The organism is Microbispora sp. KK1-11 (genome assembly GCF_006874435.1).
GTDB classification, from domain to species: Bacteria; Actinomycetota; Actinomycetes; order Streptosporangiales; family Streptosporangiaceae; genus Microbispora; species Microbispora catharanthi.
Map to the genome: position 1 here is coordinate 89,189 of NZ_VIRJ01000008.1, position 23,956 is coordinate 113,144.

The following is a 23,956-nucleotide window of genomic DNA, read 5'->3' on the forward strand; positions in this document are numbered from 1 at the left end:
ACTCCTCAGGTCAGGGCGTAGGCGTCGTAGCGGACGGCGGTGGCCACGCGGGCGGCCGAGGCCACGGCGAGGGTGCGGTTGAGCCACAGGTATCGATCGTCGCCCGTCTCGAAGCGGCAGAACAGCCGGAAGTAGTACTCCGACGGGTCCACGTCCTCGCCCCGCCCGAGGCGGCCGAGCACCTCGGGGGAGCCGTGCCGGACTCCGCTGGTGGTGATGTAGACGTGCGCGCCGTCGTGGGTGCGCAGCGTGTAGCGCGTGTCGATGCTGATCATGCCGTCGGCGTGCACGACCTGCCAGTCGGCCCCACCGGGCAGCACGGTGCCCGACAGGCGGGGACCGTCGAACGTCCCGCCCACGATGTTGACCACACGGCGGTGGCCCCACTGCGAGTCGCCGAGGTCGAGCACGGGGTCGAGATCCACGTGGAACGTGGCGAGCGGTTCCAGGTTCACGAGGCGGCACTCCGATCGACGCTCCAGGATGGGCGTTCGCTGAGCGAGGCGGGGTCGAACCCGGCCGTGCGCTTGTAGGAGGCGGCGATCTCCGCCCGTTCCGTGAGGGGGACGACCTGCTCGATGTCGTCGAACCCGCCGGGCGCGCGTTCGTGGGCGAGCTTCATGACGATCTCCGGCCCCATCTCGCGGTTGGACAGTTGCAGCGCCGTCGTAGCCGGGCGGCGCATCTCCTCGTACGCCGCCAGGTCGCCCCGGGCGAGGGCGTACGCCAGCACCCGGGCGTCGATGATCGCCTGGGAGGCGCCGTTGGAGCCGATCGGATACATGGCGTGCGCCGCGTCGCCGAGCAGCGTGACGTCGCCGAAGGTCCAGCGGGGGAGCGGGTCGCGGTCCACCATCGGGTACTCGTACGCGGTCTCGGCTCCGGCGATGATCCCCGGCACGTCGAGCCAGTCGAAGCGCCAGTCGGCGAAGTGCCTGCCGATCTCAGCCAGGTCGGCGGGACGGTTCCAGTTGCCCCGGTCGGGGGCCTCGCCGTCCAGGGGCCGCTCCGCGATCCAGTTGATCAGCGTGCGCTCGCCGGTCTCGATGGGGTAGGCGACGAACTTCTGCGTGCCGTCGCCCGCCATGATCATGGACCGGCCGGTCAGGAACGGCTCGCCGTACGTGACGCCCCGCCACAGGACCAGGCCGTTCCACGGCGGCGGGTCCTCGCCGGGGTAAAGATGCGCGCGCACGGCCGAGTTGATCCCGTCCGCCCCGATCAGCAGGTCCTCCGCGCCGGGGCCGGTGATCCGGCTGCCGGTCCGTACGGCGTCCGGGCCCAGCCGCTCGACCACCGCCTCCAGCAGGAGCATCTGCAGTCTCCCGCGATGGACGGAGTACTGCGGCCAGGCGTAGCCGGCGGCCAGCCCCCGGGGCTCGGACCAGATCGGCGTGCCGTAGCGGTTGAAGTAGGCCAGTTCGGCCGTGGCCACGCCGATCTCCGCCAGCCGGTCGGCCAGTCCCAGCTCGGCCAGCTCCCGTACGGCGTGGGGGAGGAGGTTGATCCCGACGCCCAGCGGCCGGATCTCGGGGGCGGCCTCGTGCACGGTCACGTCCTCGAACCCCGCCGCATGAAGGCTGAGCGCGGCGGTCAGCCCGCCGATGCCCGCTCCGGCGATGACGATGCGCACAGGCGCCTCCGGATAGAAGTTGTTATGGCCGAAACAATATCCACGACACGTCCGCGGCTACGCAAGACTTGAACGATGAGCAGCGAGCCCGACACCCGGCCGGACCTCGGCGTGGACATGCCGCCGGACCTGCGCTACGCGGCCTACGCGCGCGAGCGCCTGGCGGCCATGTCGCCTCCGGCCGACGCCGAGGCGTTCGCGCTGGCCTACCACCTGCTCCAGCTCGCCTACCTGCTGGTCACCGACCTGGAGACCCGCATCCACCGCCCGCGCGGCCTGACGCTGCCCGGTTTCCGGCTGATGTTCAAGCTCTGGCTGCTCGGCCCCACCCAGCCCGTACGGCTCGCCGAGATCTCCGCCATGTCGCGGTCCGCGGTGACCAACGCCGTCAACACCCTCGAACGCGGCGGCCTGGTCGAACGCCGGCCGGTGCCGGAGGACGGCCGCGCGGTGGTCGTCACGCTGACCGCGGCGGGCGAAGCGGCCGTGCGTGAGGCCTTCGCCGACCAGACCCGCAGGGAACGGGAGTGGTTCGCCTGCCTCGGCCCCGCCGAGCGCGAGCAGATGACGGCCCTGTTGGCCCGCATCCTCCACGCCCGCCCGGCGGATCTTCCATAGGGCGAATCGGGGCAGTCGCCCAGAAGCTACGCGTACAGTTCTCGCAAGCGTCTCCGGGGGCGGGACGCACCCGTTTCACCGTGAGGACCGCACCAGTGGCCGTTTCCGAGCAGTTCCCGCCGTTCGCGGCACCGGACGCCGACGCCGCAGCCGAGGACGGCCTCGGCTGCGCGGCGCCGGGCCCGTTCCCCGGGGACACCCACTGGTACGACCTGCCGGACGACGACGCCGCGCCGGAGGAGGACGAGCCCCTCACTCTGGGAAGGCGCCTGTGGCGGGCGCTGAGGCGGCGCTGAAGCGCCTCCCGGCGGCGGGATCAGCCGTCGCGCCGCCGGGTCGCGGCGTCGGCGAGCAGCCCGAGCCCGACGCCCAGCATCCACACGTCCTTGCTGACGCCGATGCCCGCCGGGGTCGGCCAGATGCTGCGGGGCTTGTGCAGCGCGGGCGTGCGCAGGTAGAGCGCGAGCAGACCGCCGGAGAACCCGGTGAGCGCGGCTCCGGCGACCGCGGCCGGCACGAACGGCGCCAGGAGCGCCGCGCCCGTCGCGATCTCGGCCGCGGACAGCAGCTTGAGAAACCGGCGAGGCGGGACGGACTTCAGGAACGGGAAGGCGCCGACGGCCATGCCGTGGATGCCTGCGGCCTGCTCGTCCCCGCCGTTCCATTTCTCGATCCCGGAGTGCAGGATGTACGCACCCGTGGCCACCCGCCCCGGAACCTCCCGGGCCCTCATGAACGTCATCGGCGACTCCTGTCCGTTGTGGTCTATGCCGTCCGGCCTGCGACGATACTCGCCCGGCGGGTGGAACCGGCGCCCGGGGCCGTCAGAGGAAGTAGAGGCGGTTGAGCGAGACGGACCGCGCCGGAGGCGAGCTCACCGGCTCCCCGTCGAGGCTCACCTGCCCGGTTCGCGGGTCGACCCGCACCTCGCCGGTGCGGTCGTTGCGCACCATAGCGGCGGGGCCGATGCTCCGGGTGCCGCGTACGCCGATCCGGGCCCGGCGGGTGGGCAGGCCGTCGGCGGGCCGGTGCGCCGACCCGGCGAACGCGGGGGTGACCGTGGCCGCCGCCGCCCCGGAGACGAAGGCCACCGACAGGTCCGCGGCGGTCCCGCCGTGGGCTCCGAACTGCGGGCCGAGGACCAGCGGCTCGCTGGAGTCGGTGGCGGCGTTGGGGTCGCCCACCACCCCGTACGCGGGGAACCCGGCCTTGAGCACGAGCTGCGGCTTGGCCCCGAAGAACTCCGGCCGCCACAGCACGATGTCGGCGAGCTTGCCGGGCTCGATCGAGCCGATCTCGTGGGCCAGGCCGTGGGCGATCGCCGGGTTGATCGTGAGCTTGGCGATGTAACGCAGCACGCGGGCGTTGTCGTGCTCCGCCCGGTCGCCGTCCAGCGGGCCGCGCTCCGCCTTCATCTTGGCCGCCATCGCGAAGGTGCGCCGCACGGTCTCCCCGGCACGGCCCATCCCTTGAGCATCGGACGAGGTGATGCCGATGAGCCCGAGGTCGTGCAGCACGTCCTCGGCGCCCATCGTGCCGGCCCTGATGCGGTCGCGGGCCAGAGCGGCGTCGCCGGGCAGGTCCGTCTTCAGCCCGTGACAGGACACGATCATGTCGAAGTGCTCGGCGAGCGCGTCCCTGCCGAAGGGCAGGGTGGGGTTCGTGGAGGAGCCGATCACGTTCGGCACCCCCGCCAGCCGCAGCACGTCCGGCACGTGGCCGCCGCCGCAGCCCTCGATGTGGAAGGCGTGGATGGTGCGCCCCTCCAGCACCGCGAGCGTGTCCTCCACCGACAGGCATTCGTTGAGGCCGTCGGTGTGCAGGGCGACCTGGACGTCGTAGTCCTCGGCCACCCGCAGCGCGGTGTCGAGCGCGCGGGCGTGCGCACCCATGTCCTCGTGCACCTTGAAGCCGCAGGCCCCGCCCTCGGCCAGCGCCTCGGTCAGCGGGCCGTCCCCGGAGGAGGAACCGCGGGCGAGGAAGCCGATGTTGACGGGCCAGGCGTCGAACGCGTTGAACGCGTGCCGCAGGGCCCAGGGGGAGTTGACGCCGACGCCCCACACCGGCCCGAACTCCTGGCCGATGATCGTGGTGACGCCGGAGGCGAGCGAGGCCTCCATGATCCGCGGTGAGAGGAGGTGGACGTGGGTGTCCACGGCCCCGGCGGTCGCGATCAGGCCCTCGCCGGAGACGATGGCGGTCCCGGTGCCCACCACGACGTCCACGCCGTCGAGGGTGTCGGGGTTGCCGGCCCGGCCCACGGCCGCGATCCGCCCGGCACGGATGCCGATCGACACCTTGCGCACGCCCAGCACCGCGTCGATGACGACGACGTTGCTGATCACCACGTCGCAGGTCTCGCGGACCGGCGCGGCCAACAGATGCAGGCCGTCGCGCGCCGTCTTGCCGAAGCCCGCGAGGAACTCGTCGCCGGGCCGCTGCGCGTCGCTCTCGACCTCGACCACGAGGCCGGAGTCGCCGAGCCGGACGCGGTCGCCGGCCCGTGGACCGTGCGCGGCGACATAACCGCGCTCGGCATACCTGTGCTCGCCATGACCGCTCATGTCGTCTCCACGAGGTAGCCGCATGCCCGGGCCTTCGCCAGGGCGGCCTCCTTCGCCCCGGGCGCGTCCAGCGGGCCGTCGACCAGTCCCGCGAAGCCGACCGCCACCCGGGCGCCGCCGATCGGCACCAGCGCGACCTCCCGCGTCGCTCCGGGGTCGAACCGTACGGACGACCCGGCGGGCACGGCCAGGCGCATGCCGTACGCGGCGGCCCGGTCGAACGCGAGACGCGGGTTGACCTCGAAGAAGTGGAAGTGGGAGGTCACCGAGATCGGCACCGGCGCGGTGTTGCGCACGCGCAGCCGCACGGAGGCGGCGGGCGGGTCGTAGCCGTCGCCGGGCCCGAGCACGACCGCTCCGGGGGCGTCGTCGCCGAGGGAACCTGCGCCGCCGAAGGGGTCGGTGACCACCGCGAGCCGGGTGCCGTCGTCGAAGACCGCCTCCACCTGCACCTCGGTGACGACGTCGGGCACTCCGGGCAGTACGTCGTCCGGGCCGAGAACCTCGCGGGCGGCCTGGATCGCCTCGGCCAGCCGCCTGCCGTCACGCGCCGCCTCACAGACGGTGTCGGCGATGATCGCGGTCGCCTCCGGGACGTTCAGCCGCAGTCCGCGGGCGCGGCGGGCGCGGGCCAGCTCGGCCGTGGTGAAGATCAGCAGCCGGTCCCGTTCCGAGGGGGTCAGACGCACGCGGCCCCGCCTGTCATCGGCGTTTGCTCACTTTTGGGCAGTCTCGTGGCGAAATGTCCCCGCATGGATGGTCAAGCTATCGCTGGCCCGCCCTGACCGTCCACAGCCCACCGGCTCGTCACCGCCTTGACACTGTCAGCTGGGCTGCCACAGCTCGATCCGATTGCCCTCAGGGTCGGTGACCCAGCCGAACCGGCCGACACCCTCCATGTCCTGAGTCTCCTCGGCCACGTCCGCTCCCTTGGCGCGCAATTGCGTGAGCATCGCATCGAGGTCGCGGACACGGAAATTGAGCATCGTCTGCTGGGCGCGGGAGCCGAAATACTCGGTCTCGGACTCGAAGGTCGCGAACACCGTCGCCCCGGCTTCCTGACGCCACAGGCCGTTCTCGTCGGCGTCCAGGCCCAGGCAGTCGCGATACCACGCGCTCAGGGCCACCGGGTCGGCGGCCCGCAGGAAGTATCCGCCGATTCCAAGCACACGCTCCATGTCGCCATCCTGGCAGGACCGTGATAGCCCGCTTCGCACTACGTCTCAATCGCGGGGAACTCGTTATCGTGCCTTCGGGATCGCGGCAGCGTTCTTCAGGCGGTGACCTGGTCGAGCAGTTCGAGCAGGTGGTGGTAGGTCTTCCCGGTGGCGCGGGTCAGGCCGATCTCGCAGGTGCGGTTGACCGACGCGTGCGCGGCGAAGCCGCCCTCGGCGACCGAGGCGGCCTCGGCGCGGGTGGCGGAGGCGGTCAGTTCCGGGTGCAGCAGCCCCCGGTCGCCGGCGAAGGCGCAGCACTGCCAGCCGTCCGGGACGACGACCTCCTTCGCCACCGCCCCGGCCACCTTGGCGATGGCGGCGTCGAGGCCGAGCCGGACCGAGGAGCAGGTCGGGTGCAGGGCGAGCGAGGCCGCCCTGCGGTCCTCCTGCGGCTGCGGCAGCCGCGGCAGGACGTGCTCGGCCACGAAGGTCACGGCGTCGAGCACCCGGACGACGGGCGAGGCCGCGCCCGTGGGCGGTTCGGACCCCGCGGCGACCAGCCGTTCGAACCCTTCGGTGCAGGAGGCGGCGTCGCTGACGACCGGGATCCGGCCGCCGTCGGTGGCCGTCAGGAGCGTCTCGCGCACCCGGCGGCGCATCACCTCGTAGCCTTCGCCGAAGCCCTTGGAGGACCACGGCGTGCCGCAGCACAGGCTCCCGACGCCCTCCGGCACGTGCAGTCGCAGGCCGGCCCGCTCGGCGAGCCGTAGCAGCGCGGCCATGACGCCGGGGCCGCCGTCGGCGGGGGCGAACATGGTGTTCAGGCACGACGGCACGTACACCGCGTCGGCGCCGGGAGCGGGGGCGGGACGGCGCCGCTTTCCGCCGCGTGGCAGGTCGCGGCTCCACTGGGGGACGGTGTCGGGGTCGCCGACGGCGCGGGCGGCCCGGCTGGCTTTCTCGGCCAGCCCGGCCGGGGCCGCGGCCGCCGCGTCCATCGCGAGGTCCATCGCCCGGGTCACCGCGTCCCAGTGCTTCGCGGCGGTCTTCCAGCCCGCCCGCGCGGCGCGCCCGTGACGGCCGGCGCGCAGGCGCTTGGTGAGGTCGCCGGTGTTGATCAGTACGGGGCAGGCGGTGGCGCACATGCCGTCCACCGCGCAGGTGTCGACGGCGTCGTAGTCGTACTCTTCCTCCAGTTGCCGGGCGAGCGCGTGGTCGCCGGCCGCGCGGGCCGCGGCGATCTCGCGGCGCAGCACGATGCGCTGGCGTGGGGTGGTGGTCAGGTCGCGGCTGGGGCAGACCGGCTCGCAGTAGCCGCACTCCACGCACCGGTCGACCTCGGGCTCGACGGTGGCGACGGGCTTGAGGTCGCGCAGGTGCGCCTCCGGGTCGTCGGTGACCAGCACGCCGGGGTTGAGCGTGCCGGCCGGGTCGCACAAACGCTTGACCTCCCGCATGACCTCATACAGCTCATCGCCGTACTGGCGGCGGACGAAGGGGGCCATGACCCGGCCGGTGCCGTGCTCGGCTTTCAGCGTGCCGGCCCGAGACAGCACGGCATCGACCATCTCCTCGGTGAACTCGGCGTAGCGGTCGAGGTCGGTGCCGAAGCGCTCGTTGAGCATGAAGTGCAGGTTGCCGTCCTTGGCGTGCCCGAAGATCACGCTGCGCTCGTACCTGTGCTTCGCGAACAGCTCGGTCAGCTCGTCGCACAGGTCGGCCAGCGCGGGGACGGGGACGGCGACGTCCTCCAGCAGCGCGGTGGTGCCGGACGGCCGGGCACCGGCGACAGACGCGTACAGGTTCTTGCGGATGCGCCACAGGGCCGCCCGGCCGGCGCTGTCCCCGCTGAGCCGGGCCGGGGCGGCCAGGTTCAGCCGGGCGAAGACCCGTCCGGCCTCCCGCTCGCGTGCGGTGAGCGGTTCGGGGTCGGACTCCTGCCACTCCACCAGCAGCGCGGCGTGCGACTGTACGTCCAGGGTGCGCAGGACGTCGTCGGCATGCGGGTCGGTCCGGGCCACCCGCAGCGACTCGGCGTCGAGCAGTTCGACCGCGGCGGGGCCGGCCGCGACCAGCTCGGGTGTGGCGGCCATCGCCTCCCGCAGCGAGGAGAAGACCAGCAGGCCGGTCGCGGCCAGCCGGTGCGCCGGCACCGTGCGCAGCACCGCCTCGGCGACGAAACCCAAGGTGCCCTCGCTGCCGACGACCAGGTGGGCGAGGATCTGCGCCGGGCTGTCGTGGTCGAGGAAGCTGTTGAGGCCGTAGCCCATGGTGTTCTTGATGGCGAACTGGGCGGTGATACGGCGTACCGACTCGGGGTTGCCGCGGATCCGGTCGCGCAACCGTTCCAGGCCCTTTGCCAGGGCGGGCTCCAGGGCGCGCAGCCGCGCGTCGGCATCGGGCGCGCCGGTGTCGATCACGGTGCCGCTGGGCAGCACCACGACCATCGACTCCAGCGTGCGGTAGGTGTTGGCGTGGGTGCCGCAGGTCATCCCGCTGGAGTTGTTGGCCACCACCCCGCCGATCGTGCACGCCGACTCACTGGCCGGGTCGGGGCCCAGCCTGCGCCCGTAGGCGGCCAGGCGGGCGTTGACCTGCCGCAACACCGCCCCCGGCTGCACCCGCACCCGCGCACCGCCGTCGAGCACCTCCACACCCCGGAAATGACGGCGGGTGTCGACCAGCAGATGCTCGCTCACCCCCTGCCCCGACAGGCTCGTGCCGCCGGAGCGGAAGGTCAGCGGCAGCCCGGCCCGCATCAACGCCGCCACCTGCGCCGCGCTTTCCGGCACCACCACCGCCTGCGGAGTCAGCAGATAATGCGACGCGTCGTGCGCCATGCCCAACCGGTCACTCACCCGCGCACGAGTGATCCCCGGAACGGCGGCCTCCACCGCCGCCAGCACGGCGGGGTCGGACGGCCCCGGCCGTCGCGGTCCTGCAGGGGTTCCGGCATCGGTAAGGTTCATGATCTCAACGCTTCCGTCCGGAGGCGCCGGTGCGCCCCCTCTATCGCCGAGGGTCGATGTGGATCTTGGGGCCCGGACCCGCGCCGGCCGGGCGGCGTCCCGCCAGCACGCCGGCGGCGTCGTCCAGGCCGACGGTGGCGGCCACGAGCGGGCGGGCGTCGACGGATCCGTCCGCGTACGCCTCGATGGTCCCGGCCAGACCGGCCGAACCGCTGAGCACGCCGACGGCGGTGACGTCCCTGAACACGAGGTCACGGGTGTCGATGCGGCTGGGGGACCCCGCGAGACCGACATAGACTACCCGGCCCGCGGGCCTGACCAGGTCGAGCGCGAGCGCCGGCAGGTCCGCCGCGGTGGACGCGTCGACCACGGCGTCCCACGGGAGGGACGGAAGTGACGCCCGGGTCCACACGCCCGCGAAGCCGAGGTCGCGGGCCAGCCGGAGCGTGGGCTCGTCGCGGCCCATCAGATGCACCTGCGCGCCGCGCGTCCGCGCGAGCAGCGCCACGAGCAGGCCGATCGTGCCCGTGCCCAGCACCAGCAGCCGATCGCCTGTCTCCAGGGCGGCGTAGCGCACCGCGCGCAGGGCGTTGCCGCCGGGTTCGACCAGCGCGCCCAGTGTCGCGTCGATCGTCTCGGGCAGCGCGTGCAGTGCCGTCGCCGGCACGGCGAGCCGTTCTGCCAGCGCCCCCGGGAAGCCCTTGCGGATGCCGATCTCGGCCCGGTCGGGGCACACGTGGTGCAGGCCGTCCCGGCACAGGGGGCAGCGGCCGCAGCCCAGCATGGTGTCGGCGGTGACGCGGCGGCCCAGCCAGCGGGGGTGGACGCCCTCGCCGAGCGCGGTGACGACGCCGCACCACTCGTGACCGGGGCGCAGCGGGTACGACGCGTGACCGCTGTGCAGATAGCTCATCCCACCGGTGAACAGCTCCAGGTCGGTGCCGCAGACGCCGACCCGCTCGACGTCGACGACCACCTGCCCGGGCGCGGCGACGGGCGGCTCGACGTCCACGACCTCGGCCGTGCCGGGGCCGGTGATGACCAGTGCCCGCACTACCGGGGGAAGGGGACGGGCGCGACGGCGCCGATGCGGGTGAGGGGCAAGGTCGTGTCTCCTTGACGGGGAACGGGGCTCATGATCGAGGCGGCACCCAGTAAGGCGTCGCCAGGCCGCGTACGCCCACTCGGGCGGTGAACAGGTGCCCCGATCCGGGATGTTCGGCCAGATCGACGCCCTCAGTGGACGTGGTGATGACGAGGACGTCGAGATCCGGCCCGGCGAAGGCGGGACAGGTCACGTTGGGCGCACCGACCTCGACCGTGGCGAGCAGGCGCCCGCCGGGATCGCGGCACTCCACCCGGCCGCCGCCGAAGACCGCGATCCACAGATTGCCCTCGGCGTCGGCGCACATCCCGTCGGGCATGCCGCCGGTGAGCCTGAACAGCTCCCGCCGCGGCCCGGTCCGCCCGGTGGCGGGGTCGTAGTCGCGCTCCCACACCACGTGCGGCGTGCTGTCGATGCTGTACATGCGGTCGCCCGCGGGGCTCCAGGCGAGGCCGTTCGACAGGGTCAGGTCGTCGTCGAGGCGGACGCAGGTCGTGCCGTCGAGGCGGACCAGCACCTCCTGGCCCTCCCGGTCGTCCAGCGCCATGCTGCCGATCAGGAAGCGCCCGGCCGGGTCCACGGCGCCGTCGTTGAGCCGGCTCGGCGCGCCGGGAGGCAGCACCCGGGCGAGCTCGGTGCGGCGGCCCGCGGTGTCGACCCGGGTGAGGACCTCGCGCTCGGCGACGACGAGCTCTCCGCCGGCAGAGACGGCGACCGCGCCCACTGTGCCGCCCACGGTGCCGCCCGCCGTGCCCCCCACGGTGCCGCCGAAGGTGTGCGCCGTGGTGGCGGCGACGGCGCCGGTCGCGGGGTCGAGCCGTCCCTCGTGCACCGCCCCCGCGTCGATGTCCACCCACAGCAGGCGCTGCCTGCCGGGATCCCACACGGGGCCCTCGCCGAGGGCGTACACCTCGGCGGAGGCCTGGGCGGCGGTGAACTGCCTGGTCGTCATCGGACCTCCTGTCCGGCGGCGATCGCAGGGATGGACGGCAGGCCGCCGGGAACCGCTCGCGGCGGAGCGAGCGGAAGCGCGGTCATGTTCGGGATACTAGAGCCGATTTCGGGCGGGAGAAAAGGCCATCACCGGGATCTTCCGGCCGCAGTGATCGGTGGGTTAGCCTCACACGGGTCTCTGCCTCCGCGCAGATTGGGTGCCGAATGGGGACGAGCCGCAGCGCCGAGTGGTACGCCGGGACCGGCCGCAACGCGTACATCCACCGAGCGTGGATGAGACGCGGGCTGCCCTCCCACGCCTTCGACGGCCGTCCGCACATCGCGATCGCGAACACCGCGTCGGACCTGACCCCGTGCAACATGCACCTGGACGAGGTCGCCGAGCACGTCAAGCGCGGCGTCTGGGAGGCGGGCGGCGTCCCGCTGAACCTGCCGGTGGTGTCGCTGGGGGAGACGCAGGTGCGCCCCACGGCCATGCTGTGGCGCAACATGGCCGCGATGGCCACGGAGGAACTGCTGCGGGCCAACCCGATCGACGGGGTCGTTCTGCTCGGGGGATGCGACAAGACGATCCCCGCGCTGCTGATGGCCGCCGCGTCCGTGGACCTGCCCGCGGTCGTCGTGCCGGGCGGGCCGATGCTCACCGGCCACTTCCGCGGCGTGCCGCTCGGCTGCGGCACCGACGTGTGGAAGCTCAGCGAGGAGGTCCGCGCCGGGACGCTGACCCGGGCGGAGTTCATGCGCTCGGAGTCGTCGATGATCCGCAGCAAGGGCCACTGCAACACCATGGGCACCGCCTCCACCATGGGCCTGCTCGCCGAGGTCCTCGGCATGACCCTGCCGGGCGTCGCGGGCACCCCGGCGGCCGACAGTCGCCTGCTGGAGGCCGCGCACGCCACCGGGTCGCTCGCCGTCGAGATGGTCGCCGCCGACCGCCGGCCCAGCACGGTGCTCAGCCGCCGGCTCCTTCCTCAACGCCATCGTCGCGCTCGCCGCGATCGGCGGGTCCACGAACGCCGTCGTCCACCTGCTCGCCATCGCGGGGCGGCTGGGGGTGGAGCTCACCCAGGACGACTTCGACCGTACGGGGTCGGGCGTGCCGCTGCTCGTCGACCTGCTGCCCGCCGGGCGGTTCCTCATGGACGACCTCTACCGGGCGGGCGGCCTGCACGCCGTGCTGCGCGAGGTGCGCGACCTGCTCGACCCGCGGGCGATCACCGTGACGGGCCGTCCGCTTGTGGACTACCTCGACGAGGCCCGCATCCACGACCCCGAGGTCATCCGCCCCCGAGAGACGCCCCTGCTGGAGGAGGCCGGGATCGCGGTGCTCCGCGGCAACCTCGCCCCCGACGGCGCGGTGATCAAACCGGCGGCGGCCTCGCCGCACCTGCTGCGCCACCGCGGGCCCGCCGTCGTGTTCGACTCCGTCGAGGACCTGCAGGCCCGGCTCGACGATCCGGACCTGGACGTCACCCCCGACTCGGTGCTCATCCTGCGCGGCTGCGGCCCCAAGGGCTATCCCGGCATGCCGGAGGTCGCCAACATGCCGCTGCCCGCGAAGCTGCTCGCCCAGGGCGTGCGGGACATGGTCCGCATCTGCGACGGGCGGATGAGCGGCACCGCCTACGGCACGGTCGTGCTGCACGTCGCGCCGGAAGCGGCCGCCGGCGGCCCGCTCGGCCTCGTCCGCACCGGCGACATCGTCGTCCTCGACGTCGAGAACCGCAGGCTCGACGTCGAGGTCCCCGCCGAGGAACTGGCCGCCCGCGAACCGTCACCGGCCATGGTGCGGGCCTTCGCCGCCCCGGGCCGCGGCTGGGAGCGTCTGTACGTCGAGACGGTCGGCCAGGCGGACACCGGCGCCGACCTCGGCTTCCTCACCGGCTCCAGCGGCCACCGGGTGTCCCGCGACTCCCATTAGATCCCGTCTCTCCGCTCCTCCTGTTCAGCCGCTCTCACCGGATCGACCAGACAGAGGCCGGCGCCTCCTCACATTCCGCGGTGCTGCGTCGTCGTAGTGCTGAAGACCAGGAAGGAGTGAGGAAAGCATGTCGACCACGACCACACTCAGCGAGCTGACCGGCGATTACGTCCTCGACACCGCCCGCACGAGGATCGGGTTCGTCGCCCGGCACACGATGGCCGGCAGAGTGCGCGGGCGGTTCGCCGAATTCGAGGGCGGCGCTCACCTCGACGGCGACGACCCGTCGAGGTCCAGCGTCCGGCTCACCGTTCAGGCCGCGAGCATCCAGACCCGCAACTCCCAGCGCGACGGCCACCTGCGCACCAGGTTCCTGAAGGCGGACGCCCACCCGGCGCTCACCTTCGCCTCGACCACGGTGGAACAGACCGGTGACGCCGGCTTCGAGGTCACCGGTGACCTGACCATCTGCGGCGTGACCAGGCCCGTGACGATGGACATCGAGCTGACCGGCGTCGAGAACGGTCCGAGGGGCGCTCTCCAAGTCGGTTTCAAGGGAAGCCTCACGATCAACCGCAGCCACTGGGGCGTGAACTGGAACGCCGCGACCACGGTCGTCGTCAGCCCGAAGGTGCTGCTGGAGTTCGACGTCACCGCGATCCGGCGGTCCTGAAAGAGCATGACTCGTCTTTAGCGGTAGGCGATGGCCTGCCGCGTGAGCGATCACCTGCCCGCTGTCAGGGCTTTCAGCTCGTCGAACGACTCCCGGACGATCTGCGACAGATCCGGCTCGCCGGGGTCGCCGATCCACCGTTCGAACGCGATCTTGAAGACGGCGATCCCCGCCTCGGCGGCCAGGCTCGCGGCCGGGTCCGTGACGCCGCGCCGCCGCAGCGTGTCGGCGAGCGCCGCGGACAACGACGCGAGCTTGATCAGCTCTCGTTCCCGGAGTTCGGCGTTGGCGGCGATGACGGTCTGCCGCTGCCGGGCGCTCGCGCGGCGCTCCTGGAACACGGCGCCGACGCTCTCGACGGCTCCGGCTATCACGTCGATCGGCGCGGCGGAGTCCGGCGCGGCGGTGACGGCGTTCACGAGGTGATCCCGCAGCGTTCCCGAGCCCCAGAACAGCACCTCGCGCTTGTCGGCGAAGTGCCGGAAGAACGTGCGCTCCGTCAGCCCCGCCCGCTTGGCGATCTCCGCCACCGTGGTCTGCTCGTACCCGCGTTCGATGTAGAGCTCGATCGCCGCCTGCGCGAGACGGCCGCGTGCGTTCGGCTCCCATCGACCCATGCCTCGGATCCTACCCTGATGACAGCGACTGACATCAGTGCTACGTTGATGACAGTCGCTGACATCGCTGTCCGCTCGGTGTGATCCGGTGCGGAGGGCAATCGACCACTTGGAGTACGTCATGCGCGTTTTCGTCACCGGAGCGTCCGGCTGGATCGGCTCCGCCGTCGTCCCCGAGCTCATCGGCGCGGGGCACGAGGTCGTGGGCCTGGCGCGGTCCGACGCGTCGGCCGCCGCACTCACCAGGGCCGGGGCGCAGGTGCGCCGCGGCACCATCGACGATCTCGGCACCCTGCGGAGCGCGGCCGCGGAGGCGGACGGGGTGATCCATCTCGCGTTCAAGCACGACATCGCCTTCACCGGTGACTTCCAGGGCGCCGCCGACGCGGATCGCCGCGCCGTCGAGACGTTCGGCGAGGCGCTGGCGGGCTCCGACCGGCCGTTCGTCCTCGCCTCCGGCCTCCTCGGGCTCACACAGGGGCGGGTGGCGACCGAGCGGGACGGGCGTGATTCCGGCTCCGCCGGGGCGCACGACGAGGGCCCGCGGGCCCGGCAGGCCACCGCGCTGAGGACGCTCGACCTCGCATCCAGCGGCGTCCGCTCGTCGGTGCTGCGCCTGCCCCCGACCGTGTACGGCGAGGGAGACCACGGCTTCATGGCGGCGCTGGTCGGCATCGCCCGCGACAGGGGCGTCTCCGGTCACGTCGGCGACGGGTCCAACCGCTGGCCCGGGGTGCACCGGCTCGACGCCGCGCACCTGTTCCGCCTCGCGCTGGAGAAGGCCCCGGCGGGTTCGGTGCTGCACGCGGTCACCGACGAGGGTGTGCCGATCCGCGCCGTCGCCGAGGTGATCGGCCGCCACCTCGGCCTGCCGGTGGTCTCGATCCCCAGCGAGGAGGCGAGCGAGCACTTCTCCTGGCTGGGCGGCATGATCGGGATCGACGCCCCCGCGTCGAGCGCGCTGACCCGTGAACTGCTGGGATGGCAGCCGGTGCAGCCGGGGCTGATCGACGACCTCGACAAGGGCCACTACTTCCGCGCAGAGTGACCGGCGAGCGGTGACCGGCGAGCGCCGGCGCGGCGGTGCGGGATCGTCAGGGCCCGGGATCGTCAGGGCAGGGGGAGGGCGATGGAGGTCGCGATGTGCCCGTCGCTCACCACCCACCGGCCCGGCAGGGTGCTCGTCGCCATGGCCGGGTCGGCGACCAGGAGCCGTGCGCGGAACGCGCCCGAGGGTTCGATGTCCACGACCGCCCCGGTGAAGTCGAGCCAGCGGCCGGTCAGCGGGAACCACACCTTGTAGACCGACTCCTTGGCGCTGAACAGGATTCTGTCCCAGCAGACCTCCCCGTCCGCGTCCCCCATCGCCCGGAGGGCGGCGATCTCCCCGGGGGAGGCGATCGTGGAAAGGACCTCCTCGGGAAGGGGTTCGTGCGGTTCCGCGTCGATGCCGACCGCGCGCGCGACGTCCGTGGAGGCGACGGCCGCCGCGCGATAGCCCGAGCAGTGCGTGATGCTGCCGACCGTGCCGGCGGGCCAGACGGGCGCGCCCCGCTCGCCGCGCGGGATCGGCACCGGCGTGACGCCGATCCGGGCCAGCGCGAGCCGGGCGCAGTGGCGTCCGGTGACGAACTCGCGCCGCCGCCGGTCGACGGCCCGCGCGATGAGCGGCCTCTCCTCCGGGAACAGCGTCTCCTCCGGCACGTCGCCGAACTTCTCGGCCGACGCCACCCACGGGGGCAGGATCTCGTTGATCATGCGGCCGTCCCCGGCGCCGCGAACATCCCCTCCATCGACGCGGCCATGTGTGGAGAGTACAGATCTCCGTGCGGCAGCGGAAGATCGATTCCGGGCGGCCGCACGGGCGGGCGGGGCCTCGCTACCGGCGATCCCGGGCGGTCAGGTCCTTCCCCGCGCGCTCCTCACGGCGGTTCCTGGCTTCGCTCGCGCCCACGGAGACCACGAGGCAGGCACAGATGACCGCGAGCGACAGCCATACGGGGATCTTGTACACGTCCGCAAGGAGCATCTTCGCGCCGACGAACACGAGGATCGCCGCCAGGCCGTACCGCAGATAGCCGAACCGGTGCATGGCCCCGGCCAGCAGGAAGTACATCGCGCGCAGCCCCAGGATCGCGAACGCGTTGGAGGTGAAGACGAGAAACGGCTCGGAGGTGACGGCGAAGATCGCCGGAATCGAGTCGACGGCGAAGACGATGTCGCTGGTCTCCACCGCGACCAGGACGGCCAGCAGCGGCGTCGCGGCCCACCGGCGGCCCGGCCGCCCGTCCCGCCCGTCCACGTCCTGCCGTACGAGGAACCGCTGGCCCTGGTAGGAGTCGGTGACGGGGATGAGCCGGCGCATCGCGCGCAGCACCGGGTTGCGGTCGGGGTGCACCTCGATCGCCGAATGCCTGGCCATCTTCACGCCGGTGTAGAGCAGGAACGCCCCGAAGACGTACAGGATCCAGTGGAAGCGGTCGAGCAGGACGGCGCCCGCGCCGATGAACGCCGCACGGAAGACCAGCGCGCCGAGCACGCCGAAGAACAGCACACGATGCTGCAGCTCGCGGGGGACCGCGAAGAACGAGAACAGCAGCGCGATCACGAAGACGTTGTCGACGGCCAGGGATTTCTCGATGAGGTAACCGGCCAGATACTCCCCGCCCGCCTCCGGCCCCCAGGCAAGCCAGACCACGACCCCGAAGCCGAGGCCCAGCGCGATCCACACCCCCGACCAGGACAGCGCCTCGCGTACGCCCACCACGTGGGCCCGGCGATGGGCGAACAGGTCCACGGCGAGCATGGCGAGGATGACCGCCAGAACCGCGGCCCAGACCCACAGGGGCACAGACATCGTCAACCTCCTCACCGCCGCATGGGCGGGCTCGGCAGGCCGACGGTCTCCCCGTGCCACCGCCAGCGGTGACCCTCGCGCCGGGACGCCCTACGACGGCGGCCGTGATGACGACGCTGAGGAAGCCGGGTACTCCCCCTCGAACTGTGTTCAAGTATTCACGAAATCAGCTTCGTGCGTCAACCGCCGCCCCGAACAGCTCCAGGAGCTCGCCGATGTGCCGGTGCCGCTCGATCGGGTGGCGGAACGGGGCCAGAGGGTTGATCGTGTAGTGGTTGCGCCGCCCCACGCGCTCACGGCGCAGGTAGCCCGCCGCCTCCAGGTCGGAGACGATCGCCTGGGCCGCCCGCTCCGTGATCCCGACCGCCTCGGCGACGTCCCGCAGCCGCGCGTCGGGGTCGCGGGACAGCGCGAGCAGGACGTGCGCGTGGTTGGTGAGGAACGCCCAGCCGCCCGCCGGGGAGGAGGTGCTCATACCTCATTATGCGATGGCGGATTCGGGAAACCCAGGTCGGGGGCACCCTCGCGACGTACCTGCCCGGGCCGTACACGGAGGAGTGAATCACAGACCGGGCAGAATGGGGCTTTCGGGATCTTCTGGGAGGCTTCACGTGACCATCGACGTCGGACGGGTGCGGGCGGACACGCCGGGATGCGAACACGTCGTCCACCTCAACAACGCCGGTTCGTCCCTGCCGCCGCGGCAGGTGACCGACGCCGTGGTGGACCACCTGCGACTGGAGGAGCGCGTCGGCGGCTACGAGGCGGCCGCCGCCGCCCTCGACCGGTCGGAGCGGACCTACGACGCGCTGGCCGATCTCGTCGGCGCGGACCGCGACGAGATCGCCCTCGTCGAGAACGCCACCCGCGCCTGGGACATGGCCTTCTACTCCCTGCCGTGGAAGCCGGGCGACCGCATCCTCACCTCGCGCGCCGAGTACGCAAGCAACGCGATCGCCTTCCTGCAGACCGCCCGGCGGCACGACGTGCGGGTCGAGGTGGTGCCCGACGACGAGACCGGCGCCCTGTCCGTCGAGGCGCTGCGCGACATGATCGACGAGCGGGTCAAGCTGATCGCCGTCACCCACGTGCCGACGCAGGGCGGCCTGGTCAACCCGGCGGCGGAGATCGGCGCGGTGGCGCGGGAGGCCGGGGTGACGTTCCTGCTGGACGCCTGCCAGTCGATCGGGCAGCTGCGGGTCGACGTCCGCGAGATCGGCTGCGACCTGTTGTCGGCGACCGGCCGCAAGTTCCTGCGCGGGCCGCGTGGCACCGGGTTCCTGTACTGCTCGCGGCGGATGCTCGACCGACTGGAGCCGCCGTTCCTCGACCTGCACGCCGCCACCTGGACCTCCGCGGACTCCTATGAGGTGCGCGGCGACGCCCGGCGGTTCGAGAACTGGGAGGGCTATGTGGCCGGCAAGATCGGTCTCGGCGTGGCGGCCGACTACGCGCTGAGCCTCGGGCTCGACGCCATCGAGGAGCGGGTGACCGGCCTCGCCGAGGCGCTGCGCGGGCGGCTGGCCGCGATCCCCGGGGTGACCGTGCACGACCGGGGGGCGCGGCGGTGCGGCATCGTGACGTTCACCGTGGACGGGCACGACAGCGGGGACGTGGCAGCCCGGCTGTCGGCCGCGAAGGTCAACGTCTCGGTGTCCGCCGCGACCTCCGCCCGTTGGGACTTCGAGGCCCGCGCGCTGCCCTCGCTCGTGCGGTCCTCGGTGCACTACTACAACACCGAGGACGAGCTGGACCGGCTGTGCGAGGCCCTGCCCTCCGCGTGAGCTACAGGCTCCAGTCGATGACCGGCCCCGCGGGCACGATGCGCAGCGGGTTGATCTTCGGGTGGGTGCCGTAGTAGTGCCGCTTGATGTGGTCGAAGTTCGTCGTGCCGCCGAAGGCCGGGTGCGCGTAGAGGTCCCGGGCGTAGCGCCAGAGGTTGGGGTAGTCGGCAAGGCGGCGCAGGTTCGCCTTGAAGTGGGTCACGTAGACCGTGTCGAACCGGGCCAGCGTGACCCACAGGCGGACGTCGGCCTCGGTGAGCCGGTCGCCGAACAGGTAGCGGCCGCCGGCCAGGCGCTCCTCGAGATCGTCGAGCGCCGCGAACAACGTCGTCACGGCCGCGTCGTACGCCTCCTGGCTCTCGGCGAAGCCGCACTTGTACACGCCGTTGTTGACGTCGGCGTACACGCGATCGTTGAGCGCGTCGATGTCGCCCCGCAGGTCCTCCGGGTAGAGGTCGATGCCCGGCGTGGCCCACCGCGCGAACGCCCGGCCGAGGTCGAGGCTGATGTCGGGGAAGTTGTTGCTGACGATCCGGCGGGTGCGCCGGTCCCACAGGACGGGCACCGACACGTGGCCGTCGTAGCCGGGCTCGGTCGCCTCGTACGCCTCCCGCAGCAGCGTGAAGCCGTTGAGCTCGTCGGGGCCGTGGCCGGGGCCCTCGCGGAACGCCCACCCCCGCCCGTCGCGCACGGGATCGACGACGGACATCGACACGACGTCCTCCAGGCCGAGGAGCGCCCGGACGATGACCGAGCGGTGGGCCCACGGGCAGGCCAGCGACACATACAGGTGATACCGGCCGGGCTCGGCGGGATATCCGCCGCTCCCGTCGGCCGTCACGCGGTCGCGGAAGCGGTACAGGGGCCGCTCGAACGACCCGTCCGGCCGGGTCGCCGCCTTGATCGCGTAGTCGCCGTAGGCCGCGAAGTCCACCGGACTCGCGACGGGGGCCGTTGTCGTCACGTCGCCACCGTCCTCTCGTCTCCGACGAGACGAGAGTAACGGGAGCCGGTGACACGACCGCCATGGCGTGGCGTCGATCGCGCCCGGACCGCATCCCGGGGCCGGCGGTGCCGGCGCCTGCGCGCCGCCTGTCCGGCGCGGGGCGCCGTCCGCCGGAGGCCGGGGTCCGGTCAGCGGGCCGGTCCCATGTGCGCCGATCCCGTCGTGCGGAAGCCGCCGGGCTGCCGGCGCTCCATCATGCCGAACCGCATGGTCGCCAGGCCGAAGAGCAGGATGAGCGCGCCGACGACCACATTGCTGATGATCGTCGCGGTGGTCGCCATGCCCCCGCGGATCACCCAGGGGGCGATGATGGTCCAGATACCGAGCAGCGGGGCGACCCAGGAGATTCCGTAGGTGCGCCCGAACGCCGAGCTGTACCCCATCGCCAGGAGTGCCACGGCGAGGCCCGTGATCAGGTTGTTCACGGCGAGCGGAGTTCGCGTGCCGCTGAATCCGACGATCCACGGTGAGAGCGCTAGATACAGGCCGCTCAGAAGCGTGAGACCGTCGGCGAGCTGCGCGGCGGGGTTCGCCGCGGCGGCCTCGTAGCGGGCCCGCATCTGCATGATGTCGGGATGCGTTCCGATGTCGGCGCCGTGTGTCATACGTCACACCACCCTTCAGAGGTGTGTGCTGTAGTCCTTATTCCTAGCGTACGCCCGGTTCGTCACTTTTTCCCGTTTTGGTGGGATTGTGTTTGCGGGATGTGAGCGGCGACACGCCGAGCGGCGTTTAGGCCCTTCACCAGCGGAAAGAGGGAGTCCGTCAGCTTCTGGAACCGAGAGGAGCGTCCGGATGAGCACGGAGGACAAGTTCCGCAACAAGTCGGAAGAGGTCGCCGGCAAGGCCAAGGAGGGGCTCGGCAGGGTCACCGACGACGAGAGCCTGGAGGCCGAGGGCCGGGCCGACCAGTCCAAGAGTCACATGAAGCAGGCCGGCGAGAAGGTCAAGGACGCCGCCGGCAAGGTGAAGGACGCCTTCAAGGACTGACCCGCGCGGGGACGACGATCCCGCGGGAGGCGGCAGGCCGCAAGGGGCCCGGAGCGAACGGGCCGGCGGCCGTCGCCGGGGGGCGAGGGGTCGCCGAGCCGGGCATGATCGCCCGGCGCTCCCGTCCCCCTTGATGGTGTGGAGAGCGGCCGGCTCCGCGGGGAGCCGGCTTCCGCATTCACGGGGGTGTTCACCGGCTGTTCACCGGGCCCGACGGCCGCCTTGTGAGAACCGTCGGTTCCGGGCCGGCGGCACCGGCCCGCGATGACGAAAGATGCCTGCCGGTCAGGCCGCGTGCGGCAGCCGGACGCGGAAGGTCGACGTCACAAGAGCCTGGACGAGACGCACGAGCAGCGCCTCCAGGACCATCAGGGCCGCCCGGGAGAGTACGGCGGCGAGAAACTCAGACACTTCACACCTCATTAGGACAAATCGGCTTCTAGGGAAGATTGACGCATCAACCTCCCAAAACGGCGTAGTTAAGGTTACCGTTCGGTGAACGGTCGATGACCGTTGCGGATACACGTCCCGATCAAGCGTCCCCTGCCGTGTCCCAGATCATGAGCCCAGATCATGCCGGGCCCTCCGCGCGGCCGTGGGCGTGCCCGGGCCGCGCGGCCTCACGCGCCGGCCCCGCACCGCTCCCGTGTCCCCGGCCGCCGCACCCCGCCCAGCCGGGTGCCGCCGGCCGCCGGATGCCGTTGGGCGCGCGCCGATCGCGCGGTGCCGCCGGTTCGCGGACCCGCGCGATGCGCCCCGCGTTACTTGGCGCCGGCCCTGGTGCGCCGGGCGGTGGTGGTGGCGGGGGTCTTCGCCTCGCCCTTGGCCGTGGTGCTTCTCCTCCCGGCCGCGCGTCCTGTCGCCGGCGTCGCCGGCTCCTGCATGGCTCCGGCTCCGGTGGCGGCCGTCCCCGGCGTGGGCGTGGTCCTCCCGCGGGTCTCCTTCTGCGGACCGCCGAGCGGGGACCAGCGCTGCTCGCGGCCCCTGGCGCGCTGGGCGATCATCGTTCCCGCGCCGATCGCCGCCGCCACCGGCCACTCCAGGATGCCGAGCGCGGCCAGCGCGCCGAGACCGCCGTAGTACATGATCCGCTCGGGCGGCGGAAGGAACGTGCGGGCGACGTCCACGGCGTGCCCGACGTCCTGGCCGCTGATGTGCGGCATGCCGACGTGCGGCAGGTGCATTTCGGGCGCCCGCAGCTGGACTCTCAGGAACGGCAGGTTGAGGTCCAGTTGGGGCCGGTGCTCCTCCTTCATCTCCATGCCCGGGCCCGTGGGCGGAGCCGGAGTGGGTGTGGGCGTGCGCGGCGTGGTCGTCGTCCGGGCACGGGTCGTCCGGCCCCGGGCGGTCGTCGTGCCGGTCGTGGCCGTGCCGGCAGTCGTGCCTGCCGTGGTCGTGCCCGGCGTCGCCTCGGTCGTGGTCATGGATCCTCCCCGATGACGTGTCCCCGACGCGGATCTCTGCCGACCCGCGAGAGCTTCGGGAAAATGACCTTTCTATCCTCTATCGAGCCCTCTGTGGTTGCTGGTGCTGATAGCGACTATTTGCTCACTTTTGCCGGTGCTTTCGTCTCCGTACGCCCCTGCGCGAGGATGGCGGGCATGACACGGATAGGGATCTTGCTGTTCGACCAGGTGGAGGAACTGGACGCGGTGGGCCCGTGGGAGGTCTTCGGTGTGTGGGCGAAACTGCACCCGGACGAGGCGGAGGTCGTCGCGTTCGCGCCGCGGGCGGGAACCGTACGGGCGTCCAAGGGGCTGACGTTCCACGCCGGCAGGTCGGCGGCCGACGTCGGCCACCTGGACGTCTTCCTGCACCCGGGTGGCGCCGGGACCCGTCCCCAGCTCAAGGACCCGGACCACCTCGCCTGGGTGCGGGACCTGCGCGGACGCGTGCCCCTGATGACCAGCGTCTGCACCGGGTCGCTCGTCTTCGCCGCGGCCGGGCTGCTGGCGGGCCGTCCGGCGACCACGCACTGGGGCGCCCTCGACCTGCTCGCCGAGCTGGATCCGACCGTCGACGTCCGGCGCGAGGAGCGCTTCGTCGACGACGGCGACGTCGTCACCTCGTCGGGGGTGTCGGCGGGCATCGACATGGCGCTCCACCTGGTGGCACGGCTCGCGGGGGTCGAGCGGGCCCGCGAGGTGCGCCGGCACATGCAGTACGACCCCGAGCCCCCCGTGTGAGCCTGGATGCACTCGCCAGGGAGGTCGGTGACGAGGCTCCTGGGCGGCGACCTTGTCGTCGGTCGGCGGGGGCGGATGCGCTCGCGGGTCAGGACTCCCGCGGTGTGCGGCCTGTCACCAGGTCTGGTCGCCGGCGCGCACCAGGATCTCGTTGACGGCGACTCGGCGGTCACGGGTGACGATGTAGGAGACGGCGTCGGCGATGTCCTCGGGACGCAGCAGCTCCATGTTCTCGATCTGGCGCTCTACGGCCTGTCGCACGCCGTCGCGGAGGTGGGAGCTCAGCTCGGTGTCCACCGTGCCGGGCTCGACCACGCTCACCCGGAGGCCCTTCCGCACGACCTCCTGCCGCAGGGCCTCGGTGAACCCGTTGACGCCGAACTTCGTCAGGTTGTAGACGGCCGTTCCGGGCCGGGCGACCCGGCCTGCCGTGGAACCGATGTTGACCAGGTCCGCCACCTTCCGAGGGGAGTCCTCCGCGGCGCGGAGAAGGTGGGGCAGGGCGGCATGGGTGGTGTACAGCAGGCCCTGGACGTTGACCGCGATCATGTGATCCCACTCCTCGATCGGGGATTCCGCGGCCTGCCCCACGCCCATGAAACCGGCGTTGTTGACGAGCGTGTCCAGGCGGCCGAGCTCGGTCACCACGCTCCGCACCGCCGCTGCCGCCTGCCGCCGGTCGGTGATGTCGGCCTCCACGACGAGGGCGGTGCCGCCGTCGGCCCGGACCTTGTCCGCGAGCTCCTCCAGCCTGCCGCGCCGCCGTCCGAGGACGGCGACAGCCGCGCCCTCCGCGGCGAGGCCGCGGGCGGTCGCCTCGCCGATGCCGCTGCCGGCGCCGGTCACCAGCGCCACCGTGTTCCGCAGTCGTCCGGTCATGTCGTCTTCCTCCATGCGTCTGGGTCGTGGCCCCTCACAGAGA

General features: G+C 72.3%; 26 protein-coding genes and 1 pseudogene. 9 read left to right on the top strand and 18 right to left on the bottom strand.

Annotated features, from left to right (window positions below):
* Positions 1-5 precede the first annotated feature (5 nt).
* On the bottom strand, positions 6-455 hold the full coding sequence (locus FLW16_RS14210) for a DUF3237 domain-containing protein (RefSeq protein WP_142560485.1): 450 nt from the start codon (positions 453-455) through the stop codon (positions 6-8).
* Positions 452-1,633 (bottom strand): flavin-dependent oxidoreductase, encoded by a 1,182-nt coding sequence (locus tag FLW16_RS14215; protein WP_142560486.1) that lies wholly within the window; start codon positions 1,631-1,633, stop codon positions 452-454. The genes FLW16_RS14210 and FLW16_RS14215 overlap by 4 nt, the downstream gene beginning before the upstream one ends.
* Positions 1,634-1,708: 75 nt before the next feature.
* Here FLW16_RS14215 and FLW16_RS14220 point away from each other — a divergent pair, with 75 nt between their 5' ends.
* Together FLW16_RS14220 and FLW16_RS14225 are read left to right on the top strand one after the other, a co-directional pair.
* Positions 1,709-2,251, top strand: coding sequence for a MarR family winged helix-turn-helix transcriptional regulator (locus FLW16_RS14220; protein ID WP_260615252.1), 543 nt, complete (start codon positions 1,709-1,711; stop codon positions 2,249-2,251).
* 95 nt (positions 2,252-2,346) lie between these two features.
* Positions 2,347-2,547 carry a hypothetical protein gene (locus FLW16_RS14225; protein ID WP_142560487.1) on the top strand — a complete coding sequence of 67 codons (201 nt, stop codon included), beginning with the start codon at positions 2,347-2,349 and terminating at the stop codon, positions 2,545-2,547.
* Between the two features lie 20 nt (positions 2,548-2,567).
* Here the strand turns inward: FLW16_RS14225 and FLW16_RS14230 are convergent, their stop codons facing one another.
* From FLW16_RS14230 to FLW16_RS14260, 7 genes are all read right to left on the bottom strand, one after another.
* Positions 2,568-2,993 carry a hypothetical protein gene (locus tag FLW16_RS14230; protein WP_142560488.1) on the bottom strand — a complete coding sequence of 142 codons (426 nt, stop codon included), beginning with the start codon at positions 2,991-2,993 and terminating at the stop codon, positions 2,568-2,570.
* A gap of 82 nt (positions 2,994-3,075) precedes the next feature.
* On the bottom strand, positions 3,076-4,815 hold the full coding sequence (locus tag FLW16_RS14235; protein WP_142560489.1) for an urease subunit alpha: 1,740 nt from the start codon (positions 4,813-4,815) through the stop codon (positions 3,076-3,078).
* The gene (ureA, locus tag FLW16_RS14240) at positions 4,812-5,504 is read right to left on the bottom strand and encodes an urease subunit gamma (RefSeq protein ID WP_142560490.1); all 693 of its coding nucleotides are present in this window, start codon (positions 5,502-5,504) and stop codon (positions 4,812-4,814) included. Before ureA ends, FLW16_RS14235 begins: the two co-directional genes overlap by 4 nt.
* 135 nt (positions 5,505-5,639) lie before the next feature.
* Positions 5,640-5,993 carry a VOC family protein gene (locus FLW16_RS14245; protein ID WP_142560491.1) on the bottom strand — a complete coding sequence of 118 codons (354 nt, stop codon included), beginning with the start codon at positions 5,991-5,993 and terminating at the stop codon, positions 5,640-5,642.
* Between the two features lie 95 nt (positions 5,994-6,088).
* Complete coding sequence (locus tag FLW16_RS14250) at positions 6,089-8,941, bottom strand: FAD-binding and (Fe-S)-binding domain-containing protein (RefSeq protein WP_142560492.1); 2,853 nt, start codon at positions 8,939-8,941, stop codon at positions 6,089-6,091.
* Positions 8,942-8,981: 40 nt separating this feature from the next.
* Positions 8,982-9,995 (bottom strand): zinc-binding dehydrogenase, encoded by a 1,014-nt coding sequence (locus FLW16_RS14255; RefSeq protein WP_142560493.1) that lies wholly within the window; start codon positions 9,993-9,995, stop codon positions 8,982-8,984.
* Positions 9,996-10,074: 79 nt separating this feature from the next.
* Positions 10,075-10,998 carry an SMP-30/gluconolactonase/LRE family protein gene (locus FLW16_RS14260; RefSeq protein WP_142560494.1) on the bottom strand — a complete coding sequence of 308 codons (924 nt, stop codon included), beginning with the start codon at positions 10,996-10,998 and terminating at the stop codon, positions 10,075-10,077.
* 362 nt (positions 10,999-11,360) lie between these two features.
* On the opposite strand from FLW16_RS14260, the pseudogene FLW16_RS45170 reads away from it, so the two are divergent.
* The 3 genes and pseudogenes from FLW16_RS45170 to FLW16_RS14270 form a co-directional block, all read left to right on the top strand.
* Positions 11,361-11,891 (top strand): annotated as a pseudogene (locus FLW16_RS45170) (dihydroxy-acid dehydratase); the annotation flags it as partial.
* 106 nt (positions 11,892-11,997) lie between these two features.
* Positions 11,998-12,921 carry a dihydroxy-acid dehydratase gene (locus FLW16_RS45175; protein ID WP_260615282.1) on the top strand — a complete coding sequence of 308 codons (924 nt, stop codon included), beginning with the start codon at positions 11,998-12,000 and terminating at the stop codon, positions 12,919-12,921.
* A 127-nt stretch (positions 12,922-13,048) separates the two neighbouring features.
* Complete coding sequence (locus FLW16_RS14270) at positions 13,049-13,594, top strand: YceI family protein (protein ID WP_142560495.1); 546 nt, start codon at positions 13,049-13,051, stop codon at positions 13,592-13,594.
* A gap of 50 nt (positions 13,595-13,644) precedes the next feature.
* Here the strand turns inward: FLW16_RS14270 and FLW16_RS14275 are convergent, their stop codons facing one another.
* Entirely contained in the window at positions 13,645-14,211 is a 567-nt protein-coding gene (locus FLW16_RS14275; RefSeq protein WP_142560496.1) for a TetR/AcrR family transcriptional regulator, read from the bottom strand.
* 121 nt (positions 14,212-14,332) lie between these two features.
* Here FLW16_RS14275 and FLW16_RS14280 point away from each other — a divergent pair, with 121 nt between their 5' ends.
* Positions 14,333-15,259, top strand: a complete 927-nt coding sequence (locus FLW16_RS14280; protein ID WP_142560497.1) for an SDR family oxidoreductase — start codon at positions 14,333-14,335, stop codon at positions 15,257-15,259.
* Between the two features lie 62 nt (positions 15,260-15,321).
* On the opposite strand, the gene FLW16_RS14285 is transcribed toward FLW16_RS14280, so the two are convergent.
* From FLW16_RS14285 to FLW16_RS14295, 3 genes are all read right to left on the bottom strand, one after another.
* The gene (locus FLW16_RS14285; protein ID WP_142560498.1) at positions 15,322-15,969 is read right to left on the bottom strand and encodes a 4'-phosphopantetheinyl transferase; all 648 of its coding nucleotides are present in this window, start codon (positions 15,967-15,969) and stop codon (positions 15,322-15,324) included.
* A 121-nt stretch (positions 15,970-16,090) separates the two neighbouring features.
* Positions 16,091-17,068, bottom strand: a complete 978-nt coding sequence (locus FLW16_RS14290) for a TerC family protein (RefSeq protein ID WP_142560499.1) — start codon at positions 17,066-17,068, stop codon at positions 16,091-16,093.
* A gap of 166 nt (positions 17,069-17,234) precedes the next feature.
* Positions 17,235-17,543: a winged helix-turn-helix domain-containing protein gene (locus tag FLW16_RS14295; RefSeq protein WP_142560500.1), complete on the bottom strand. Its 309-nt coding sequence runs from the start codon at positions 17,541-17,543 to the stop codon at positions 17,235-17,237.
* Between the two features lie 136 nt (positions 17,544-17,679).
* On the opposite strand from FLW16_RS14295, the gene FLW16_RS14300 reads away from it, so the two are divergent.
* The gene (locus FLW16_RS14300; protein WP_260615254.1) at positions 17,680-18,852 is read left to right on the top strand and encodes an aminotransferase class V-fold PLP-dependent enzyme; all 1,173 of its coding nucleotides are present in this window, start codon (positions 17,680-17,682) and stop codon (positions 18,850-18,852) included.
* 1 nt (position 18,853) lies between these two features.
* On the opposite strand, the gene FLW16_RS14305 is transcribed toward FLW16_RS14300, so the two are convergent.
* Positions 18,854-19,816, bottom strand: coding sequence for a glutathione S-transferase family protein (locus FLW16_RS14305; protein WP_142560502.1), 963 nt, complete (start codon positions 19,814-19,816; stop codon positions 18,854-18,856).
* A 170-nt stretch (positions 19,817-19,986) separates the two neighbouring features.
* Complete coding sequence (locus FLW16_RS14310; RefSeq protein ID WP_142560503.1) at positions 19,987-20,463, bottom strand: SPW repeat protein; 477 nt, start codon at positions 20,461-20,463, stop codon at positions 19,987-19,989.
* Positions 20,464-20,653: 190 nt separating this feature from the next.
* Here FLW16_RS14310 and FLW16_RS14315 point away from each other — a divergent pair, with 190 nt between their 5' ends.
* The gene (locus tag FLW16_RS14315) at positions 20,654-20,848 is read left to right on the top strand and encodes a CsbD family protein (RefSeq protein WP_142560504.1); all 195 of its coding nucleotides are present in this window, start codon (positions 20,654-20,656) and stop codon (positions 20,846-20,848) included.
* Between the two features lie 285 nt (positions 20,849-21,133).
* On the opposite strand, the gene FLW16_RS45180 is transcribed toward FLW16_RS14315, so the two are convergent.
* Entirely contained in the window at positions 21,134-21,259 is a 126-nt protein-coding gene (locus FLW16_RS45180; RefSeq protein ID WP_260615256.1) for a hypothetical protein, read from the bottom strand.
* A 350-nt stretch (positions 21,260-21,609) separates the two neighbouring features.
* Complete coding sequence (locus FLW16_RS14320; protein ID WP_142560505.1) at positions 21,610-22,272, bottom strand: hypothetical protein; 663 nt, start codon at positions 22,270-22,272, stop codon at positions 21,610-21,612.
* Between the two features lie 177 nt (positions 22,273-22,449).
* Here FLW16_RS14320 and FLW16_RS14325 point away from each other — a divergent pair, with 177 nt between their 5' ends.
* Entirely contained in the window at positions 22,450-23,034 is a 585-nt protein-coding gene (locus tag FLW16_RS14325; RefSeq protein ID WP_142560506.1) for a DJ-1/PfpI family protein, read from the top strand.
* Between the two features lie 114 nt (positions 23,035-23,148).
* Here FLW16_RS14325 and FLW16_RS14330 read toward each other — a convergent pair whose 3' ends face one another.
* Positions 23,149-23,913, bottom strand: coding sequence for an SDR family NAD(P)-dependent oxidoreductase (locus FLW16_RS14330; protein ID WP_142560507.1), 765 nt, complete (start codon positions 23,911-23,913; stop codon positions 23,149-23,151).
* Positions 23,914-23,956: the final 43 nt, after the last annotated feature.

What these genes read in the sequence shown, in the direction of transcription:
- FLW16_RS14285 (WP_142560498.1), bottom strand. Translation starts at nt 15,969, where the DNA reads ATGATCAACGAGATCCTGCCCCCGTGGGTGGCGTCGGCCGAGAAGTTC.
- FLW16_RS14280 (WP_142560497.1), top strand. Translation starts at nt 14,333, where the DNA reads ATGCGCGTTTTCGTCACCGGAGCGTCCGGCTGGATCGGCTCCGCCGTC.
- FLW16_RS14330 (WP_142560507.1), bottom strand. Translation starts at nt 23,913, where the DNA reads ATGACCGGACGACTGCGGAACACGGTGGCGCTGGTGACCGGCGCCGGC.
- FLW16_RS14275 (WP_142560496.1), bottom strand. Translation starts at nt 14,211, where the DNA reads ATGGGTCGATGGGAGCCGAACGCACGCGGCCGTCTCGCGCAGGCGGCG.
- FLW16_RS14325 (WP_142560506.1), top strand. Translation starts at nt 22,450, where the DNA reads ATGACACGGATAGGGATCTTGCTGTTCGACCAGGTGGAGGAACTGGAC.
- FLW16_RS14235 (WP_142560489.1), bottom strand. Translation starts at nt 4,815, where the DNA reads ATGAGCGGTCATGGCGAGCACAGGTATGCCGAGCGCGGTTATGTCGCC.
- FLW16_RS14295 (WP_142560500.1), bottom strand. Translation starts at nt 17,543, where the DNA reads ATGAGCACCTCCTCCCCGGCGGGCGGCTGGGCGTTCCTCACCAACCAC.
- FLW16_RS14320 (WP_142560505.1), bottom strand. Translation starts at nt 22,272, where the DNA reads ATGACCACGACCGAGGCGACGCCGGGCACGACCACGGCAGGCACGACT.
- FLW16_RS14220 (WP_260615252.1), top strand. Translation starts at nt 1,709, where the DNA reads ATGAGCAGCGAGCCCGACACCCGGCCGGACCTCGGCGTGGACATGCCG.
- FLW16_RS14290 (WP_142560499.1), bottom strand. Translation starts at nt 17,068, where the DNA reads ATGTCTGTGCCCCTGTGGGTCTGGGCCGCGGTTCTGGCGGTCATCCTC.
- FLW16_RS14260 (WP_142560494.1), bottom strand. Translation starts at nt 10,998, where the DNA reads ATGACGACCAGGCAGTTCACCGCCGCCCAGGCCTCCGCCGAGGTGTAC.
- FLW16_RS14270 (WP_142560495.1), top strand. Translation starts at nt 13,049, where the DNA reads ATGTCGACCACGACCACACTCAGCGAGCTGACCGGCGATTACGTCCTC.
- FLW16_RS14250 (WP_142560492.1), bottom strand. Translation starts at nt 8,941, where the DNA reads ATGAACCTTACCGATGCCGGAACCCCTGCAGGACCGCGACGGCCGGGG.
- FLW16_RS14245 (WP_142560491.1), bottom strand. Translation starts at nt 5,993, where the DNA reads ATGGAGCGTGTGCTTGGAATCGGCGGATACTTCCTGCGGGCCGCCGAC.
- FLW16_RS14310 (WP_142560503.1), bottom strand. Translation starts at nt 20,463, where the DNA reads ATGACACACGGCGCCGACATCGGAACGCATCCCGACATCATGCAGATG.
- FLW16_RS14230 (WP_142560488.1), bottom strand. Translation starts at nt 2,993, where the DNA reads ATGACGTTCATGAGGGCCCGGGAGGTTCCGGGGCGGGTGGCCACGGGT.
- FLW16_RS14315 (WP_142560504.1), top strand. Translation starts at nt 20,654, where the DNA reads ATGAGCACGGAGGACAAGTTCCGCAACAAGTCGGAAGAGGTCGCCGGC.